The organism is Micromonospora sp. DT228, assembly GCF_049841595.1.
Taxonomy (GTDB): domain Bacteria; phylum Actinomycetota; class Actinomycetes; order Mycobacteriales; family Micromonosporaceae; genus Micromonospora.
This window is the reverse complement of sequence record NZ_JBNCKO010000013.1, coordinates 77,134-95,425: the sequence shown is the minus strand read 5'-3', so window position 1 is coordinate 95,425 and position 18,292 is coordinate 77,134. Positions and strand designations below refer to the sequence as shown.

The 18,292-nt window shown below is 67.1% G+C and carries 16 protein-coding genes; 7 read left to right on the top strand and 9 right to left on the bottom strand.

Annotated features, from left to right (window positions below; translation table 11 throughout):
* Nucleotides 1–3: 3 nt before the first annotated feature.
* The 6 genes from ACLQ29_RS24295 to ACLQ29_RS24270 all read right to left on the bottom strand — a co-directional run bounded on the left by ACLQ29_RS24295 (nucleotide 4) and on the right by ACLQ29_RS24270 (nucleotide 6,415).
* Nucleotides 4–870, bottom strand: coding sequence for a hypothetical protein (locus tag ACLQ29_RS24295; protein WP_425773776.1), 867 nt, complete (start codon nucleotides 868–870; stop codon nucleotides 4–6).
* The gene (locus ACLQ29_RS24290) at nucleotides 860–1,522 is read right to left on the bottom strand and encodes an adenylate kinase family protein (protein ID WP_425773775.1); all 663 of its coding nucleotides are present in this window, start codon (nucleotides 1,520–1,522) and stop codon (nucleotides 860–862) included. Before ACLQ29_RS24290 ends, ACLQ29_RS24295 begins: the two co-directional genes overlap by 11 nt.
* Nucleotides 1,519–2,562: a hypothetical protein gene (locus ACLQ29_RS24285; RefSeq protein WP_425773774.1), complete on the bottom strand. Its 1,044-nt coding sequence runs from the start codon at nucleotides 2,560–2,562 to the stop codon at nucleotides 1,519–1,521. Before ACLQ29_RS24285 ends, ACLQ29_RS24290 begins: the two co-directional genes overlap by 4 nt.
* Before the next feature lie 306 nt (nucleotides 2,563–2,868).
* On the bottom strand, nucleotides 2,869–4,059 hold the full coding sequence (locus ACLQ29_RS24280) for a nucleotidyltransferase family protein (RefSeq protein WP_425773773.1): 1,191 nt from the start codon (nucleotides 4,057–4,059) through the stop codon (nucleotides 2,869–2,871).
* Between the two features lie 8 nt (nucleotides 4,060–4,067).
* Entirely contained in the window at nucleotides 4,068–5,066 is a 999-nt protein-coding gene (locus ACLQ29_RS24275) for an aminotransferase class I/II-fold pyridoxal phosphate-dependent enzyme (RefSeq protein WP_425773772.1), read from the bottom strand.
* A complete protein-coding gene (locus ACLQ29_RS24270) occupies nucleotides 5,063–6,415 on the bottom strand; it encodes a nucleotidyltransferase family protein (RefSeq protein WP_425773771.1) in 1,353 nt (450 codons plus the stop codon). Before ACLQ29_RS24270 ends, ACLQ29_RS24275 begins: the two co-directional genes overlap by 4 nt.
* An 877-nt stretch (nucleotides 6,416–7,292) precedes the next feature.
* Between ACLQ29_RS24270 and ACLQ29_RS24265 the strand changes: the two genes are divergently transcribed.
* On the top strand, nucleotides 7,293–8,717 hold the full coding sequence (locus tag ACLQ29_RS24265; RefSeq protein ID WP_425773770.1) for a condensation domain-containing protein: 1,425 nt from the start codon (nucleotides 7,293–7,295) through the stop codon (nucleotides 8,715–8,717).
* 24 nt (nucleotides 8,718–8,741) lie between these two features.
* Here the strand turns inward: ACLQ29_RS24265 and ACLQ29_RS24260 are convergent, their stop codons facing one another.
* The 3 genes from ACLQ29_RS24260 to ACLQ29_RS24250 all read right to left on the bottom strand — a co-directional run bounded on the left by ACLQ29_RS24260 (nucleotide 8,742) and on the right by ACLQ29_RS24250 (nucleotide 10,982).
* Nucleotides 8,742–9,563, bottom strand: coding sequence for an alpha/beta fold hydrolase (locus ACLQ29_RS24260; protein ID WP_425773769.1), 822 nt, complete (start codon nucleotides 9,561–9,563; stop codon nucleotides 8,742–8,744).
* A gap of 19 nt (nucleotides 9,564–9,582) precedes the next feature.
* Nucleotides 9,583–10,152, bottom strand: a complete 570-nt coding sequence (locus ACLQ29_RS24255) for a DJ-1/PfpI family protein (RefSeq protein ID WP_425773768.1) — start codon at nucleotides 10,150–10,152, stop codon at nucleotides 9,583–9,585.
* Nucleotides 10,153–10,238: 86 nt separating this feature from the next.
* Nucleotides 10,239–10,982, bottom strand: a complete 744-nt coding sequence (locus ACLQ29_RS24250; RefSeq protein WP_425773767.1) for a GntR family transcriptional regulator — start codon at nucleotides 10,980–10,982, stop codon at nucleotides 10,239–10,241.
* Nucleotides 10,983–11,314: 332 nt separating this feature from the next.
* Here ACLQ29_RS24250 and ACLQ29_RS24245 point away from each other — a divergent pair, with 332 nt between their 5' ends.
* The 6 genes from ACLQ29_RS24245 to ACLQ29_RS24220 are packed head-to-tail and all read left to right on the top strand — an operon-like array spanning nucleotide 11,315 to nucleotide 18,219.
* Nucleotides 11,315–12,700: an extracellular solute-binding protein gene (locus ACLQ29_RS24245; RefSeq protein ID WP_425773766.1), complete on the top strand. Its 1,386-nt coding sequence runs from the start codon at nucleotides 11,315–11,317 to the stop codon at nucleotides 12,698–12,700.
* 38 nt (nucleotides 12,701–12,738) lie between these two features.
* Nucleotides 12,739–13,647, top strand: coding sequence for a carbohydrate ABC transporter permease (locus ACLQ29_RS24240; RefSeq protein ID WP_425773765.1), 909 nt, complete (start codon nucleotides 12,739–12,741; stop codon nucleotides 13,645–13,647).
* On the top strand, nucleotides 13,647–14,558 hold the full coding sequence (locus tag ACLQ29_RS24235; RefSeq protein WP_425773764.1) for a carbohydrate ABC transporter permease: 912 nt from the start codon (nucleotides 13,647–13,649) through the stop codon (nucleotides 14,556–14,558). The genes ACLQ29_RS24240 and ACLQ29_RS24235 overlap by 1 nt, the downstream gene beginning before the upstream one ends.
* Nucleotides 14,558–15,625, top strand: coding sequence for an ABC transporter ATP-binding protein (locus ACLQ29_RS24230; protein WP_425773763.1), 1,068 nt, complete (start codon nucleotides 14,558–14,560; stop codon nucleotides 15,623–15,625). Before ACLQ29_RS24235 ends, ACLQ29_RS24230 begins: the two co-directional genes overlap by 1 nt.
* A complete protein-coding gene (locus ACLQ29_RS24225) occupies nucleotides 15,625–16,701 on the top strand; it encodes an ABC transporter ATP-binding protein (protein ID WP_425773762.1) in 1,077 nt (358 codons plus the stop codon). The genes ACLQ29_RS24230 and ACLQ29_RS24225 overlap by 1 nt, the downstream gene beginning before the upstream one ends.
* A 57-nt stretch (nucleotides 16,702–16,758) precedes the next feature.
* Complete coding sequence (locus tag ACLQ29_RS24220; protein ID WP_425773761.1) at nucleotides 16,759–18,219, top strand: NAD-dependent succinate-semialdehyde dehydrogenase; 1,461 nt, start codon at nucleotides 16,759–16,761, stop codon at nucleotides 18,217–18,219.
* Nucleotides 18,220–18,292 lie beyond the last annotated feature (73 nt).

The window sequence follows — 18,292 nt, the reverse complement described above, 5'->3', positions numbered from 1 at the left end:
CTGTCATCGTGAACCTCCGCTGCCCGCGTCTGCCGCTGGGTCACCGTCTTCGCCGTCGGCGAGCCGTCGCACGCTGCACCTGTGGAACTCGCGGAGATAGTTGGCCGGATCTCGCACCTGAACCTGTGTGGCGCCGTGCAGGATGCCGGCGCTGGGCAGGTTGTTGACGAAGAGAATCTGGTCGGAATCGAGGCAACCGAGATTGACGCCACACTCGGCCATCACATCTGACTGGTGTTCCGCTCGCAACACCGGTTTGCTGCCGGGCGTGGCCTCCTCCGACCACTCGAACAGGTCGGTGAAGCGCGCGCGGTGGCGATTCAGATAGGAGCGTGCGTCAGCGAGGATCACCTCTCCACCGTCGTAGCCGGAGACCGGGCCGTAGCAGTGCGAGAACAACAGCGCGTCTCGGTCCATGTGGATCTGTTTGAAGCTCCACCGGCTGCCGTACAGCTCGAGCGGGATCGCCCCGTCCGCCGTCAGATTCACCTTCGTGCGGTACCCCCGGCCGGGCACCTCGGCACCGACCATCGGCTCGATCTCGCGCCACACCGCGCGGAAGAGTGCCTCGTGAAAGCGCCGCGTCGCCGGGAGGTCGAACACGCCGGACAACCCCGTCACCAGGGCGGCGCCGCACCCCTCGCGGCCGACCGTACGGTCGAGCCGATCGACGACCGCCGCCACCAGAGCACCTGGCACCCGATCCGACTGCGCGGCGGCCAGGATCGGTCCCGCATCGACCCTGACGGCGGCGAAGGGCGGACTCGCAGGGTTCTGACCTGGTAGGTCGGCCATCGCGTCCAGCGCCGCCCGACGCATTTCCATCATGTCCGTACTGACTAATCCCTCGCCGGTCTCGTTAACGGTCATCGCTCATCAACACTTCCTGTAGCTCCGCACGCACCACGGCCACGCCACGTGTTCCGTCCACTGTCCTCAGCAGGTCACGTTCGCCGAAGTACTCGCCCACCTCGGCGGCAAGCCGGCGGTAGTCGGCGACCCGACGGGCAACCCGCTCTTCTTCGTCGTCACCTCGCCGTACGACCGATCCGCCACACCTCGAGCAACGGATCGCGGCATCCCCGGCGACCGGACGGCCGCAGGAGGCGCAGATCTTCCGCTGTGCCACCCGCACCCACAGAAGGTCGTCCGGCGCATCGATGACGACCATAGCCGCCACGTGAGCGCCGGCCGCCCGGACCACCTCGAAGAAGTGCTCGGTCTGGGCCAGGTCCCGTGGATACCCTTCGACCGTGACGACGTCGGCCCGCTTCGGTAGGTGATCGAGAAAATGCGTGAACTCCTGGCGGACGAGGTGGTCGGGCAGGAGCGCACCACGAAGCAGATCCTCCCGCAGCTCCAGGCCCAACGGGTGACCCGCGTCGGCGAGATCGAGGCCGTAGTCCCGGACACCGAAGCGAGCCAGCGACGGGTGTACCGCCGCCAACGACAGCAGCGCTGTCGTCTTGCCCGCTCCGGGTGGTCCGACCACCGGGTAGATCCGAACGCCGCCGCGGGTCACGGCGTCTCCCGGGCGGGCACCGCCACACCGCGCTCGGCCAAGGTGCGCCATGCCTGCTCCACCACGGCCCGGTCGGCAGTGACCCGGCCCTCTTTCAGGTGGATGTCGAGCGCGTACAGCATCGCGCACAGACGACGTTCGGGGGTGGCAAGGAGAAGCTCGGTCAGGTGGTAAAGCTGGTTGGTGTCGGTGGCCACCCGCGCGGCGTCCGGAAAGGACTGCGCGAGCAGCTGAGCCAACGCCTGTGGCCCGTGGTCCACGAGGTACACCGTGAGGGGATCGGTGTAGAGGAACTCGATGGCCTCGTCCCAACCGCTCACCGCCCTGGCGCTGGGGCTGCGGTGCGGGTCATTTCCCTCCAGGATGCGCACGCTGCCGTCGTCCAGGATCAGACAGGCCAGGCCGTCGAGATGCCGCACCTGCGGGCCGTTGTACGTGCGGGCCGGGACATGCTCACCGCTCTCGCCGACGAACCGCTTGCCGAACACGTCGGCCTTCGACTCGGTGGGCAGGTCGACCGGCAGCCGGGAGAGCTTACGCTGGTTCATCCGGCCATCGACGATGAGGTTCTTGTAATACACCAGAATTTCACGCCCATCCGGCAACTGGATTCGTTGCTGGTAGTCGCGCACCTCGGTCAGTTGACCGCCGAGGCGCGCGCACAGATCCGCTGTGGTGCTGTCGCGCTCCAGCAGCACCGAGCGGACGTAGCAGTGGACGTCCTCGAACCCCGGCTGGCCCAACATCTCGATGACACGCGCCGCCGGCTCGACGCCGATCCGCTGGGCGTGGAACCAGTCAAGGCTGATCCGAATTGTCAGGCTGGCACGCGCCAGGTGCGCGGCGCGACTGCGCCAGGCCGCGACGAGCGCGTTCAGCCGGGCGAGCGTCTCGGCCTCGTCCGCGGCGAAGTGCGCGCTCGTGATCAGCTCGATCTCCTCAAGGTTCGGCGAGTCGACCTCGTTGACGAAACGCTCGCAGAACTCTGGCTCGACCATCGGCTCACCGCCGCCGGAGAGCACGGCCTTCCACAGGCCCATGCCGTTCACCACCCGAAGGACCGGCTCAGGGTCGCGTGCCACGCTGTAGCGAGTGAGCCGGTTGAGAGACATCGGGGTGGCGTAGTTGCAGTGCCCACACCCGACCGGGCACTCGGACGATGGCCAGACGTAGCATGTTGAGGCGTGCGTTGGCCCGTGCGACGAATACTTGCTCAGTGTTGCGAGGACGTCCTCGCGGGTCTGGGTTAAAACGGAGTCGTGCTCCGTCGGAGCGACGGCAAGCTGTCTGAACAATGAATCTGGCAAGGCAGCCCCGTTCCCTGGCAAGAGTTGATTGTTGAGAGGTCAGATCATGGAACGTGGGCCCGGAACCTTGCTCCGCCCCGCGACCTCAGCCCTACGGCGGGGGTCGAACAGTCGCTCCGCGAATCTCCGATTCCACGTGTACCTGTCTCCGTCGAATGCCCCATACTCCTCCAGATAGCTGGTGTCGGCCGGCCGGAAGGACTCGACCAGCCGCTCCGGCACGAGATCCGGGTAGAGCTGACGAGTGAAATGCAGCGAGTAATACGCGCTTTTCGTCAGATCGAATTTCTCGACGCGCCCCCGAAACTCCTCAATACAGTCGGGGGTTGCCTTCATGAGAAGGTGCACGAGGTCGAGGAAGTTGCGGACAAGTAGATCCTTGCCGCTCTCGATGTAATAGAAGAGCGTCGCGCGCAGATGTATCTGGAAGCAGGAGTCGAGGAGTTGGTCGGCGAGGTGCAGCATGCGAGCCGGGACGCCATACAGAGTGGTCGCCACGCTGGCGTCGAGGACCTCGTCGGCGTCGTCGCGTATTCCGAGCATCGGCTGGAACAGGCTGAACATCGTCGAGACGAGGTACGACTCGACCGTGTCGTGGTCGCCTACCCGGGCATGTGGCAGCGAGGTGTTGGTGAGGTTGACCTTCCAGTACAACTCGGTACGACGGTCGAACGGCACGATGCGGGAGCCGTTGGGCGTCAGTTCACCGACCTGGTAGCCGAGATCGGCGAGCACCTGCTGCAGCAGTGGATAGTCGGCGCGCTGCATGAAGACATCCAGGTTGGAGATCCGCCGTGCGGCGAGGTCGTGGTAGAAATGCTCGCCGAGGACCGGCCCCTTACGAATGAGGTATCGCACCGCCGAGTCGTTGAGGGCATGCAGCACACGTGCGTACTCGCTGGCCAGTACGAGGTTCCGCCGACGGCTGCCCTCGTACGCTTCGGTGTAGAGCCAGCGGTACGGAACCAGCGGCTTCCCCTCGTCCGAGAGCGTCAGGCGAAACTGGGTCAGGTGGCGGGCGACCAGTGGCATCACCATGTGCCGGCACGCCTGGTCGATGAAGACCCCCCATTCGATGGCCTCCGAATGGGTGGTCAGAAATAGGCGAATCCGCTTTCGCTCGTCCACACCCAACCGTGGTCGCGACAGTGCGAGCAGCAGTTCATGCTCCGGCCGCAGACCTTCGAGTGACGACGTGTCCAGCATCTTGACTTCAGCTTCGTCTGGCATGAGCACCCTCACTGCCGCTGCGTTGGACGGAATATTTCGGTGAATGTGGCGAGAACGTCCGCCGCCAACGCGCTGTCTGCGCGATTCGCGCCGGAGAAAGCCAGGCGGACGGAGGGCTTGTCGCTGCCGAACGCGGCGCCCCGCGACACCCTCAGGCCGTGCTCTTCAAGTAGCTGGACGGCTGCGTCCTCGTCGACACCGTCGCAGCCGAGGAGCAACGAGAGCCCTCCACCAGGGACCCGCCACCCCACCAGCTCCGCCACTCGTTCCGTGAAGGCGCGGCGCGCGTCAAGGGTCGGCTCTACGCAATCTGCCCAGAGCGCGCGTAACGTCGTCGGATCGAGGAACTCGGCCCACGTTCGTTGCCACAGCGTTGGCGGCGACCCGGTGGTCAGTTCACGCGGAAGCTCACCCGTGTCGGGGGTGGTGAACCAGCCCAGCCGGGCCCCGCCGCCGGCGAGCTTGGCCAACGAGGTGACGCTCCAAGCACCGACGGGAAGGGTCGGCTCCGCGGCATCGGAGGTGAACCACCGGTAGACCTGGTTGACCAGGACAGGATGCCCACGGGCGGCGAGCTGGCCGAGCGCATCGGCGAGGGTGTCGTCCAACGATCTTCCGTCGGGATTGCGGAACGGGCTGGTGACCCAGACCCCCACTGGTTCAACCCCGCAGACTCCACCGTCTGTCAGCGACTGCCAGGAGATGCTCCGGACCCGCCCACGGCTGCCCAGGATGATGGGGAGATCGGCGAAGGTCGGAGTCTCGACAAGCGTGCTCGCGGTCATGCCCGCCCAGCTTGCCGCGAACTGGCGGACGCCAGAGGTCACCACGGTTCGATCCGGTGGCGCCCCGAACAACTCTGCGAGCCGCTCCAGCAGCGCCGGCTCACCACGCCACGCGGGGGTCTTCCACCAGGACGGGCTGTCGCGGGCCCGCTCCTGCGCCGCGCCGAACCTCGTCACCACCCGCGGCGACCACGGCCGAAGCGGGCCGGTCAGATCGATCACGGCGTCCCAGCCGCGGTCGTCGCCGCCTGCCGTATAACGTCCACCGACAGGGCGTAGTCCACCGTCCCGACAAAGAATTCGTCGCCGATCCTGAAGTACGTGCCGGCATCGGTGTCGACGCGTTCGACTCCCTCGTCGCCGGTCACGACCCGACGAGACTCGGCGATCCTTCCCGGTGCCTGGGCGATGGGCTCCGCTGGGAGGAGGCTTACCGCCATGTCCACCGGAACGAGCCGGACACATGTCCACCTGTTGAGGCGGGAAGGCAGTCCGCCTATTCTGCGCCCGCGTACCACCCTCAGTCGGTGACGTTTGCGGTAGTAGGAGAACGCGTTGGCCGCTATCCGCGTCGCCCGTACCACGCCGCTTCGCCGCGTCGTCTCGAACGCGTGCAGCGCAGTGCCCAGACAACGTACGCCCCAATTCTGTCCGTCCGGCTTCGGCGCCAGCTCGTGCGTGCGCGCCGGTGGGAGCTCACGCAGGGCCGCCTCCTGCTCGTCGGTCAGGATCGACGAGTCGCGCAGGGCCGCGACGATCGACGCCAAGAACCCGTCCAGTCTGGCCTGACGAATCAGAACGCCGAAGGTGTCCAGGTCAAACCGCGAGAGGCTGAGCAGCAGGTCGTTGGTGTCCTTCGCGGTGACGAAGTAGTCGCCGGCGGCGTTGTTCACGATGCATGCCAGGTTGGCCTCCAGCGGCAGACTGTGTAACCCGGGAGCGTGCTCCGGGAACGTCGCTGGCAGGCCAAGCAGGCCACAGTGGCGCACAGAGTAGTCCCCGAAGTGGATGTCCACGTTCAGCAGCTCTGGGCGGGCTGGCGGTGCCGCCAGCGCGAACTGCCCATACACCAGATGACGCTCGGGATCAGATTTGAACCAGGGAAGCTCCTGGCGTTGATACCGATAGCCCAACTCGACTCGCAGGCGACGACACAGTCGGGTGGCGTCGTCACGGGTACGCACGAACAGGTCGATGTCGTTGAAGTCGCGAATCGCTTCATCCGGATACAGGCGGCGGACCCCAAGACCCTTGCCCCCGAGGATCTGGATCCCTTCCTCCCGGGCAATTTCGTCCAGTCGCGCGATGTTCGGCCCCAGCACGCCATACATGTCCCGGCGTCGGTCGGCCTCGGCAGACAGAACGGCAAGACACTCGCGCACGGCGGTGCTCGGCCGGGCTATCTCGGACAACCGTCGAGACACCAGAGACACCATCCTCAGCGAGCCCAGGAAGCTGGCAGCCCCGACAGGGCCGAGGGCCTCAATGGATGCGACGGCCCGCTCGATGGAGTATCGCGGCTGAAGACTGGAAAGGCTCCTCAGCGAGTACACGTGGTCGATGGATCGCATCTTGTTCGGCACCGTATCCCCCGCTAACTACGCGCAATGGAAAACCCTCGGCTGCGACGTCCTGCTGCTGACTCGTTGGACCAAGGCGTATGCCGGAAATTCGGCTGTCGCTCATGTCATCAGACCGATGCAGCGGACGACCGATCGGTTCGCGAATCACCGGCAGGCATCAGATCCGTGCCCTGCAACCGCTCACCGTCGCACTAGGGAATGCACCTCCTCAGCGCCACCGTCACGCCGCCGAGCACCCTGCTGGCCCGACTTGACGCCTGGTCCCTTTCGGAGGTTAGACGTCACACCAGTCGGAATCAACCCGCGTCATTATCGATCTTCGACCTCCGCGCCTATGGATGGACGTGGCGGCAGAATCAGCCACGACTGCTGAACAGCCGAAAGTCTTTCGTCCTCAGTGGACGGTGACTCGCTTGGACTGCACCCCACCCCACCGGGAAAGATCGGCCCGAAAGCGCCGAATGGCACCACCGGCTATCCGGAATGGAGCACTTCGTTCCGGATGGGTATCCGACACCCCCGAGCGATGTCATCGACGCCCAGAGAGGCTTCGGAAGTCGCCGTATGGGCGATCCCGCCCAGCGCCACGGCAACGAACTTCGTCCCGTCCACACCAGCCAAGCGCCGGGCCCTCCTGGCAACTGCCGGATCGAACCCACACCCGAACGAGCCGCCTGCGGTCGAGCAGTAGCCCAACGGAATAGTAGATCTTGACGGAGGACATCGCTTGACTCATGCGGGATCGGTGATAACTTGGCTATTCACCTCGCCGGTCCGACAACAGGTCATTCTCCACGGGCGCGGTAGGTGTCGAGAGTCCGGGCGCCGGCTCGCCGGTCACCGAAGGGCGGAGGTTGCCAGAGGAATGAATGTAGCTGTCGATCGGCGCCCGTATCCGCTCAGCTTTGTTGGCGACCGATCCATCACGACCAATCTCAGTTGGGGACAGCAGTGGGTTTGGGACGCGTTGTCGAACCTCCCGGACGGCCGGCACATGTGTATCAGCATCGTGCAGCCGATCGCCGGCGAGATGAAGATGACGCCCGACCGGGCCGCGAATGGTGTGGCCGATCTCGTCAACCGTTTCGAGTCCCTGCGAACTGTCTGTGTCGATGACGCGGAAGCGTCGATGGGACTGCGCCAGAGTGTGCTCACCACAGGCGCTGTCCCTGTCGAGCTGTGGACAGTCCCCCGGTTCGACCAGGAGGCATCCACGCTGGTCAGCACCGAGCTGTCCCGGCTCGACTTCGATGTGCACGGCCTACCGTTCCGGGCGGTGATCCTCGCCGAGAACGACACGGTACGACTGGTCGTGATACGGATGAGCCACATGGTTGTGGACATGTGGTCGGCGGGGCTCCTGCGCACGGAACTGAAACACGCGCTTGGGCTCGTCAAACCGAACGATCCGGCCCGGCGCGCCTCCCAAGACTGGCAGCCCGTCGATCAGGCCAATTTCGAGTCCGGTGAGACGGGCCGACGGTTGTCCGACCGCTCGCTTCAGTTCTGGCAGAGCCAGATGGGCAGATTTCCGACGACGCTCTTCTCCCGTCCGAGCGCGCCGCCCGAGACGCCCCGCTTCTGCGAGGGTAAGGTGTCGTCGAAGGCTGGCTTCGACGCCGTCCACACATTGTCGCGTCGTTATGGCAACTGCTCGCCCGCCGTGGTGCTGATTGCCGCCGTTTTCGCACTCCTCGGCGCCTGGTCCGGCACGGCAACCGTCGGCCTACCCGTCATCGTCAGCAATCGACACATGCGGCGCTTGCAGGGCCTTGTCGCTCCACTGACCGAGATGAGCGCGGTGTGCGTCGATGTCAGAGGACGCAGCTTCGAGGAGATCGTGCGCTCCACCGCCCACGCCTCCCTCGTCGCGCAGCGCTACGGTCAGTACGACATCCCGCGCTACCTTGACCTCCAGACCGACCTGGCGCGTGCTCGGGAAGGCTTCGAGATGTCGAGCTATCTCAACGTGCGGCTGTGGGGGGAGACCCCGCCGACACCGCCGGATGACGAACATGGCCACCAGGCGATTCTCGGCCTCACCGAACGCACCGTCGCCGCCTGGAACGAGGGCTTCGAAAGCTACAACGTCAAGTTGGGCGTGTTGGCGGACCTCGGCGACGGGGCCGCACACCTCACCCTCCGGACCGACACCAGCGCGATCCCGCGCCACGACGTGTCCGCCCTCCTGTCCAGCCTCGACCCCGTGCTGATCGCGGCTCTGCGCGTGAACGACTTCGACCAGGCAGGAGTGGAGCGCATCGTCGGTCAAGCCCTCGTCGGCCAGTGATCGACCGACCTCATGGGACAGGCGCTAGCGACCGCGGTCCCGGCGGAGGAAGCAGGACAGCAGTTCCCTGAACTCCTGCGGGTGCTCGATCGCCGGCACGTGCCCGCATCGGCCGAACACGTGCAGACGGACATCGGCCAGGCGTTCGAGCAGGGGATGGGCTGCCGTCCCGAGCGGGGTGACACGGTCCTCGGCGCCGTGCACGAGCAGCACGGGCGCGCGCACCGCTGCCAGCGTCTGCGCCGAGAGGGTGAGATCGTCGACCCATCGCGCCCTGGGTGGAGGAAACAACGACGCGAACGCGGCCTCCCCCGCCCGCATCGCGGCCGCACGGGCTTCGACTGCCGAATCGGTCACGAGCGCTTGGTCGAGAACGAGGCGGCTCAGCATGTCTCGTGCCCCGAGCGGGCCGGCGGGGGCGGCCCAGAGCGCGTCGAGGTCGGCGGACAGCGGCGCCCCGGGGGCGCCCATCGTCGAGACCGCCACGACACCGGTGACCTGCTGGGGGCGCGCGGCGGCCAACGCCAACGCCACGGCACCGCCCATCGAGTGACCCACCACGGCGTAGTGCTCGATGCCGAGAGCGTCCATCAGGCCGCCGGCCTGATCCGTCCACAGTCGAAGGCCGGCCCGGGAGCCCGCCGGGACAGGTGTACTGCCGAACCCCGCCTGGTCGGGAGCCACCACGCGCCAGGACGTGCCCAGCGCCTGCGCCGTCGACGCCCAGGCGCCGGACCCGGTCGTGCCGGGTCCGGAGCCGTGCAGCATCAGCACCGCGGGCCCGGTGCCGCCCTCCAGGACGTGGACGGGAGAGCCGTCGACTGTGACAGTCCGAAGTGCCGTCACCGGGGCAGGCCAGGCGTGCTCATGCCGATGCGGAGTCGACCGACTTCGAGAAGAGCTCCATCATCGCCCTGCCGAACTGCGGCATGTCGGGCCATCCACGGCAGGAGACGAGGTTGCCGTCCACGACGTCGGGAGCGTCGATGACAGTCGCGCCCGCGTTCTCCATGTCACCGGTGATGGGCGGGAAGCACGCCGTCTTACGACCCTTCAGCAGCCCGTACACCGCTGGCACCTGCGCGCCGTGGCAGACGAGCGCGATGGGGAGGTTGCGAGCGAAGAAGTGCTCGGTGATGCGCCGGACGTCGGCGTCGACCCGGATCCACTCGGGGGCACGCCCACCGGGGATGATGAGGGCGTCGTAGCGCTCGACGTCGACCTCGGCCCAGGGCACGTCGACCGGCAGCTTCCGGCCGTCCTTCTCCACGTAGGCGTCGGAGTTGGGGTCGAACTCGTGGATGACAAGTTGCACGTCACGCAGCGTCCGGGACGAGACGTCGACGTCCCAACCGCCCTCCTGCACGCGATAGTAGGGATACATGGTGTCGAGCTCCTCGGCGGCGTCGCCGGTCAGGAGCAGCGCTCTGGGCACCTGCTTCTCCTCGCGTCTGGGGGTGGGGTGGATCCAATCCGATCCGATCCGATCGATTGTTAGCATTCCTCGGCCCAGCCCGCCCGTCAAGCCTCTACCGCCAAACCCTCCGCGTGCTTGACCTCGTCGAACAATCGTCGAAAACGTTCGCCGGATCGCAGGATGTGCCGACGCATCGCGTAGGCGGCGGCGTCGGGGTCACGCGCGGCGATCGCGGCCACCACCTCCTCGTGCTCGGCCATGGCCAGGTGGGTGACCTGGGTGTCGTGGTGAAGCCGGAAGAGGTGCACGTGGCTGTGCAGGCGAGCGAGCGCTTCACGGATGACCTGGTTCTCCGCGCTCAGGGCGACGAGGTCGTGGAAAGCGGCGTCGCGCAGCCCGAAGGCGCCATAGGCCGCGTGCCCGCTGCCCCCCTCCAGCTCCGCCATCTCCTCCAGCATCTGCTGTAGACCGGCCACCTGCGCCGAGGATGCGCGTTCGGCGGATCGGCGTGCCGCCGCCGGCTCGAGGAGCAGGCGAACCTCGAGCATGTCCTCGAATCGGTGCCGGGTGATCTGGGGCGGAATACGGTAGCCGGCATGGGGCACACGCACGACCAGCCCCTCGGCCTCCATGCGGTTCAGAGCGTCTCGGATCGGTGTCTGCGAGACCCCCAGCTCTCGCGCCAGGACGTCGATCGTGACGCGGGACCCGGGCTCGATGCGTAGCGACATCAGCTGTCCGAGCAGCGTGTCGTACACCTCGTCGGCAAGCCGGCCGCCGGATCTTCCCGACGGCGTTCCACCCGTTACGGCCCTACGGCCCGGAGCGATCATCGCTTCCTCGTCCATCGTGACCTGAGGTCCTTTCTTGCGCCTTCGGGAACCTGTTGACATCAGTCACAACGCTGCGGGATGCTGACGCCCCCACTGGATCGTATAGGAAATGTGCCGGATGCTCGCCATCCTGCACCATCGCGGCTCCACCCGCCATCGCTCCACTTCGATCCCGTGACGACGGTTCGCGGATCGACCCCCGCGACAGCCCGGTAACACGCTTGAACAACCCAGCAACTGCTCGGCGAAGCGCATAGCGAGGCTTAGAGGTTCCCCACCACCAGAAAGCAGGCAAGAAGATGCGGTATCCACACCGAACAGGACGAACATCCCTTCCCGGTCGAAAGGTGCGGCTGGCGACGGCGGCCATGCTGCTGATGGCCACGACCGTGGCGGCCTGCGGCGACAGCAAGGACGACGACGCGAAGGCGAGCGCCCCGAAGGCGCCGGCGACCGTCCCGGAGCTCACGAAGGACCCGCTGACCCTCAGCTTCATCTGGTTCGACTGGCCCCCCGCCCAGGCGCTGGAGACCTTCGCGAACACGGAGTACAAGAAGGAACGGCCGAACGCGACCATCAAGGTCAACACCGTGCCGAACGCGAACTGGCACGACGCGATGTTCACCCAGTTCGCCGCGCACAAGACCGACTTCGACATCGCGATCCTGGACTCGCAGCACATCGGCGAGGCAGTCACGAACGGCAACATCCTCGACCTCACCGACTTCGTCAAGCAGAACATCGACGTCACCGCCTACAACCCGTACCTCCTGGCGGCCTACGGCCAGTACCCCCAGGCGGAGACCGGCAAGCGCGACGAAAACGCCAGCCTGTACGGGCTGCCGCTGCTCGGTGACACCTGGACGATGATCTACCGCAAGGACCTGATCGGCGACAAGCCACCCCAGACCTGGGACCAGATGATCGCAGCCGCCGAGAAGTGCCAGACGGAGAATCCCGGCGTCAGCGGACTGGCCTTCCACCAGGCAAACGGCTCCGACGCCGCGGCCGTCACCTACAACACGGTCAACGGCGTCTACGGCGGCAACCTCTGGGACGCCAAGACGCGCAAGATCGAGGGCATCCTCAACGACGCCGCGGGCCAGGAGGCGATGGACGTCCTGGTCAACAAGATGAAGCCGCTGACCGCCAAGGGCTCCGGCAACTGGTTCATCGACGAGGTGAACGCGGCGGTCGCCCAGGGCAAGGCCTGCATCGCGTTCAACTGGATCGCCGCGAGCGGCGGCCTGCTCGATCCGAAGCAGTCGACGCTCGGCACCACGCGGGCGCAGATCCTCGACAAGCTGGGTTTCGCCACCCTGCCGACCCAGAAGACGAACCTGGTCCCCCTCGGCGGCATGGGGATGCACGTCTCGGCGTACTCCTCCAAGGCGAACCAGGCCGAGGCCCTGAACTTCATGAAGTGGTTCGAGCAGGCTGATGTCCAGAAGAAGTGGGCCGCGGCCGGTGGCGTGCCATCTCGTACGGACGCCCTGGAGTCGCCCGAGTTCCTCAACGCCGGGCCGTTCAACCAGGTGTACACCGACTCGGTTCCGCGGATGCGGGACATGTGGAACGTGCCGGAGTACGCGCGCCTGGTCAACATCGAGAACACAAACGTGAACGCGGCTCTCAACGGTGCGAAGAAGCCGAAGGACGCGCTCGACGACATCGCAAAGGAGCAGCAGGGCGTGCTCGACTCCAGCAGCCGCAAGGGCGGCGGCGGACTGTGAGTGACTCTGCCCCTCTGACGACCGAACACCCCGGGCAGGTGGCGTCCGCGACGCCACCTGCGCGGGGCCGGTCCCGCCGGCTGAGCGACCGCGGGCTCGCCGTGGCCTTCATCTCCCCCGCGCTGTTGCTGTTGCTCGCGATGTCGGTGTTCCCGTTGCTGTGGGCGTTGTACCTGTCGTTCACCGACTACTCGGCCACCCGCGGGGGGCCCGCCAACTTCGTCGGGTTCGGGAACTACACCGCCATCCTGACGTCGGCGCAGGTCCACCAGCGGGCCCTGACGACGTTGGTCTACGTGATCGGCGCGGTCGGCCTGCAGACCGTGCTCGGCTTCACCATCGCCTACCTGATCTCCCGGCGTACGCGCGGGCGAGGAGTGCTCACCACACTGTTCCTGGTGCCGATGATGCTGTCGCCGGTCGTGGTCGGGCTGTTCTGGCGATTCATGCTCGACGCGCAGTTCGGCGTGATCAACAGCATGCTCGGCTCGCTCGGCCTGGGACCTGTGGAGTGGCTCACCCGGCAGCGAACGGCACTTGTCTCCCTGATCGTTGTCGACACCTGGCAGTGGACGCCGTTCATCATGCTCATCGCGCTCGCGGGCCTCACCGCGGTACCCAAGTACCTGTACGAGGCCGCCTCGATCGACCGGGCGTCCGAGTGGTTCCGGTTCCGCACCATCACCCTTCCGCTGGTGTGGCCGCTGCTCCTCATTGCCGTGTTGTTCCGGGCCATCGAGGCATTCCGGCTGTTCGACCTCGTCTACATCCTTACCAGCGGCGGCCCGGGTGTCTCCACCGAGACGTTGTCGTTCCACGTCTACAAGGTCGCGTTCCTGGGCTTCAACACCGGGACCGCCTCGGCGTACGGGATCCTCATGGTCCTCGTCGTCATCGTCCTCACGCAGCTCTACCTGCGTTATCTGAACAAGCTCAAGGAGGGCTGATGGCCGTCTCCGTCGACGACGCCGTCTCCACAGGCCCGGCCCGGGATCACACGCCCCCCGCGCGCCGCCTCGGCGGCCGGGGCCGCTCCGGGCTGGAGGTCGCGCTGCTGATCGTGCTGGCCGTCGTGATGCTCTTTCCGGTGCTGTGGATGATCGAGACGTCAATCAAGGAGAACCGGGACGTCTACGCCATCCCGGCCAAGTTCTTCGGCTTCAACGTCACCATGGAGCATTTCAAGGACGTGTTCGTGGCGCCCGGCGGCGGTCGGTCGGCCGTGTCCGTCGCGTTTCTCAACTCGGTCGTGGTCGCCGGGGTCTCCACGGTGCTGGCCACCGTGCTGGGGGTGCCGGCGGCCTGGGCCTACTCACGCTTCACCCTGAAGGCCAAGAAGGACCAACTGTTCTTCATCCTGTCCACCCGCTTCATGCCGCCGGTGGTGGTCGTGGTCCCGATCTTCCTCATGTACCGCCAGGTCGGACTCATCGACAGCAAGCTCGGTCTGATCCTCATCTACGCCGCGTTCAACGTCCCGTTCACGATCTGGATGATGAAGGGTTTCGTCGACGAGGTGCCGGCCGAGTACGAGGACGCCGCCATGCTCGACGGCTACACCCGGTTGCAGGCGTTCTGGCGATATACCCTGCCCCTGCTCGTGCCCGGGATCGCCGCGACGGCGGTCTTCGCCCTCATCTTCTCGTGGAACGAGTTCGTGTTCGCCATCTTCCTCACCTCCAGCGACAACGTGCGGACGGCCCCACCCGCCATCGCCGGCCTCATCGGTGGCACCACTACGGACTGGGGTCTCGTGGCCGCCGCGTCCGTGGTGTTCGCCCTACCGGTGCTCGTCTTCGCCTACCTGGTGCGCAAGCACCTCATCGCCGGCGTCACGCTCGGGGCGGTGCGTCGCTGATGGCGGGCATCGAGGTGACCGCGCTGCACAAGCGCTACCCGGACGGGACGGTGGCGGTCGAGCACGTGGACCTGTCCATCGGCGACGGCGAGCTGTTCGTGATGCTCGGCCCCTCGGGTTGCGGCAAGACGACCACGCTGCGGGCCATCGCCGGCCTGGAGAGGCAGACGACCGGCGACATCCGCATCGGCGAGACGCTCGTCAACGACCTGCCGCCCGCCGAGCGCGACATCGCCATGGTGTTCCAGTTCTACGCCCTCTACCCGCACCTGAAGACCCGCGACAACCTGGCGTTCCCACTGCGGGCCGAGGGACTGCCCAAGGCCGAGGTGCACAAGCGGGTCGACGAGGCCGCCCGGCTGATGCGGCTCGGCCCGCTGCTGGACCGGCGACCGCGTCAGCTGTCCGGCGGGGAGCAGCAGCGCGTCGCGCTCGCTCGCGCCCTGGTGCGACGGCCGCGCGCATTCCTCATGGACGAGCCGCTCACGAATCTGGACGCGGAGCTGAGGGCGGACATGCGCACGGAGATCAAGCACCTGCAGGGGGAACTGGGGGCGACGATGGTCTACGTCACCCACGACCAGGTCGAGGCGATGTCGCTCGGTCACCGGATCGCCATCCTCAACAAGGGCCGCGTCGAGCAGATCGGCACACCCCTGGAGGTCTACGACCGTCCGGCGAGTCTGTTCTGCGCCGCATTCATCGGCTCCCCGCCGATGAACCTCATCGACGTCGAGGTGGCCGACGGGGAGCTACGCGGTCAGGGCGGACTGGTCCTCACGCCACCGCCGGGCCTGCCGCGCGACCGTCGCCTGGTCGCGGGCGTCCGGCCCGAGGCGCTGGAAGTCACCGAACCAGGGGCGGAACGGTCGGTACCGGCCCGCGTGGTGTCGGCGGAGTGGCTGGGCGACGAAATCATCTACGTGGTCGACCACAGCGGTCAGCGCGACGTCCGGGTTCGGATGCCACCGACTGTCCGTTTCGCCGCTGACGCGAAGGTCGGGCTACGGCACACCGGTGGTACCCCGGCGGTCTACGACGTGAGCACGGAAGAGCTGGTGGCCTGATGGGAACCGTTGCAGTGCAAGGGCTGCGCAAGTCTTTCGGCAAAGTCCAGGCCCTGGACGGGGTGACCCTGGACGTACCGGACGGCTCGTTCTTCGTCGTGCTCGGCCCCTCCGGGGCGGGCAAGACGACGACCCTGCGAGCGATCGCCGGCCTGGACAAGCTCGACGCCGGATCGGTGCACCTGGACGGGAGGGACGCGACAGGCGACACCCCGGCCGCGCGCGACCTGGCCATGGTCTTCCAGAGTTACGCCCTCTACCCGCGACACACGGTGTACGAGAACATCGCCTCGCCGCTGCGGGCACGCCGCTGTTCGTCGAGCGAGATCGCCGCTGCCGTCGAGCAGATGTCGAACCTGCTGCACATCGAACGTCTGCTGCGGCGTCGTCCCGCGCAGTTGTCGGGCGGTGAGATGCAGCGTGTCGCCCTGGCCCGGGCGCTGGTCCGTAGCCCGCGCGCGTTCCTCATGGACGAGCCGCTGACGAACCTCGACCTCAAGCTCCGCGTCGAGATGCGCACCGAGCTCACCCGCATCCACCGCAGCCTCGGCGCGACCTTCGTCTACGTGACGAACGACCAGGTCGAGGCCCTGTCCATGGCCGACCAGGTCGCGGTCCTCAAGGAGGGCACTGTGCAACAGGTCGGAACGCCGACCGAGGTGTACGAGCGTCCCGCCAACAAGTGGGTCGCCGGATTCGTCGGGAGCCCACCGATCAGCCTGCTCGCCTGCCGCGCCGAGGGAGATCGTCTGGTCGGTGCGGAAGGCTGGACGCTGCCGCGGCCCCGTTGGACCACGGCCGAGGACGGTCGTGCCCTGCTGCTGGGCCTGCGCGCGGAGGACCTGTCCGTCGAGCAGCGCGGGGACGCGTCGTTGGCGGGGGAACTCTACGGGCTTGAGCCGCTCGGTGACCGCACGGTGGTCGACGTCCGAGTGGGGACCGAGATGGTCAAGGTCAAGGCACGACCCACAGTCACCGGTACGCCGGGCGAGCGGCTGCAGGTCGCTGTCGACCTGGACCGTGCGCACCTGTTCGACGCGGACACCGGGCTGTCGCTGTCCGAGGCTGGGCGCTAGGGCGTGTGTCGACATGCGCCCGCACCTGGCACCACAAAGATCACCGGAGGCGACGCAGTGAGTGACCCGATGAACGTCCTGGCCCCCGAGCACCGGCGGCTCCGGATCGGCGACGCCTGGCGCGACGCCGCGAGCGGAGCCACATTTGCCGTCGAGGACCCCGCCACCGGCAAGACCATCGCCGAGGTGGCGGACGCCGACGTCGTCGACGGGCTCGCCGCTCTGGACGCGGCGAGCACGGCGATGGCGGAGTGGGCGGCGACCCCGCCGCGGAAACGGTCGGAGTTGTTGACCGCGACGTACCGGGCACTGACCGAGCGATCCGAGGAGGTCGCCCGGCTGATAACGCTCGAGATGGGCAAGCCGCTCGCCGAGGCTCGGGGAGAGGTGGCCTACGGCGCCGAGTTCTTCCGTTGGTTCGCCGAGGAGGCGGTACGCGTCGAGGGCCGCTACAGCACCGCTCCCGGAGGTGGCTATCGCATCCTCACCGTGCCGAAGCCGGTTGGACCGTGTGTCTTCGTGACGCCCTGGAACTTCCCGTTGGCCATGGGTGCCCGCAAGATCGCTCCTGCGCTGGCCGCGGGCTGCACGACGATCACCAAGCCGGCGGGGCAGACGCCACTGACCATGCTGCTCTTGGCCCGCATCATGGAGGAGGTCGGCGTTCCCCCGGGCGTCGTCAACGTGGTGACCACCAAGCGTTCCGGCACGGTGGTCTCCGCACTGCTGGCCGACAGTCGGACCCGCAAGCTCTCGTTCACCGGCTCGACCGAGGTCGGGCGCGTGCTGCTCCGACAGGCGGCGGACAACGTGCTGCGTACCTCGATGGAACTGGGCGGCAACGCGGCCCTGATCGTGTGTGCCGACGCTGACCTGGACGTCGCGGTCGACGGCGCCATGGTGGCCAAGATGCGCAACATCGGGGAGTCCTGCATCGCGGCCAACCGGATCTACGTCGAGGAGCCGGTGCGCGAGGAGTTCACGGCGCGCTTCGCCGCGCGGATGGGCGCGCTGTCGATGGGCCACGGACTCGACGACGGCGTGGACGTCGGGGCGTTGATCGACGAGGCCTCGGTCACCAAGATCGACGAGCTCGTCGCCGACGCGGTCGAGCGCGGCGCGCGGGTCCTGGTGGGCGGCGAGCGTCCGGCTGGGCCGGGCCACTTCTACCCGCCCACAGTCCTCGTCGACGTGCCCGAGGACGCGCGGATGCTGGCGGCGGAGATCTTCGGCCCGGTGGCGCCGATCGTCTCGTTCACGTCCGACGACGAGGTGCTGGCGAAGGCCAACGACACCGAGTACGGCCTGGTCGGCTACGTCTTCACCCGTGACCTCCAGCGGGCGCTCCGGTTCGCCGAGGGGCTGGATACCGGGATGCTCGGCATCAACCGCGGTCTGATCTCGGACCCGTCCGCTCCGTTCGGCGGCGTGAAGCAGTCCGGGATCGGCAGGGAGGGGTCGCACGAGGGCATCCTCGAGTACCTCGACCTCACCTACGCGGCGATCGACCTACCGTGACCGGCCTCCATCCGGCGGACGCGACCCGGGCCACGGCCGGCACGAACCCGCCGGCCAACCCTGCCGACGCCGT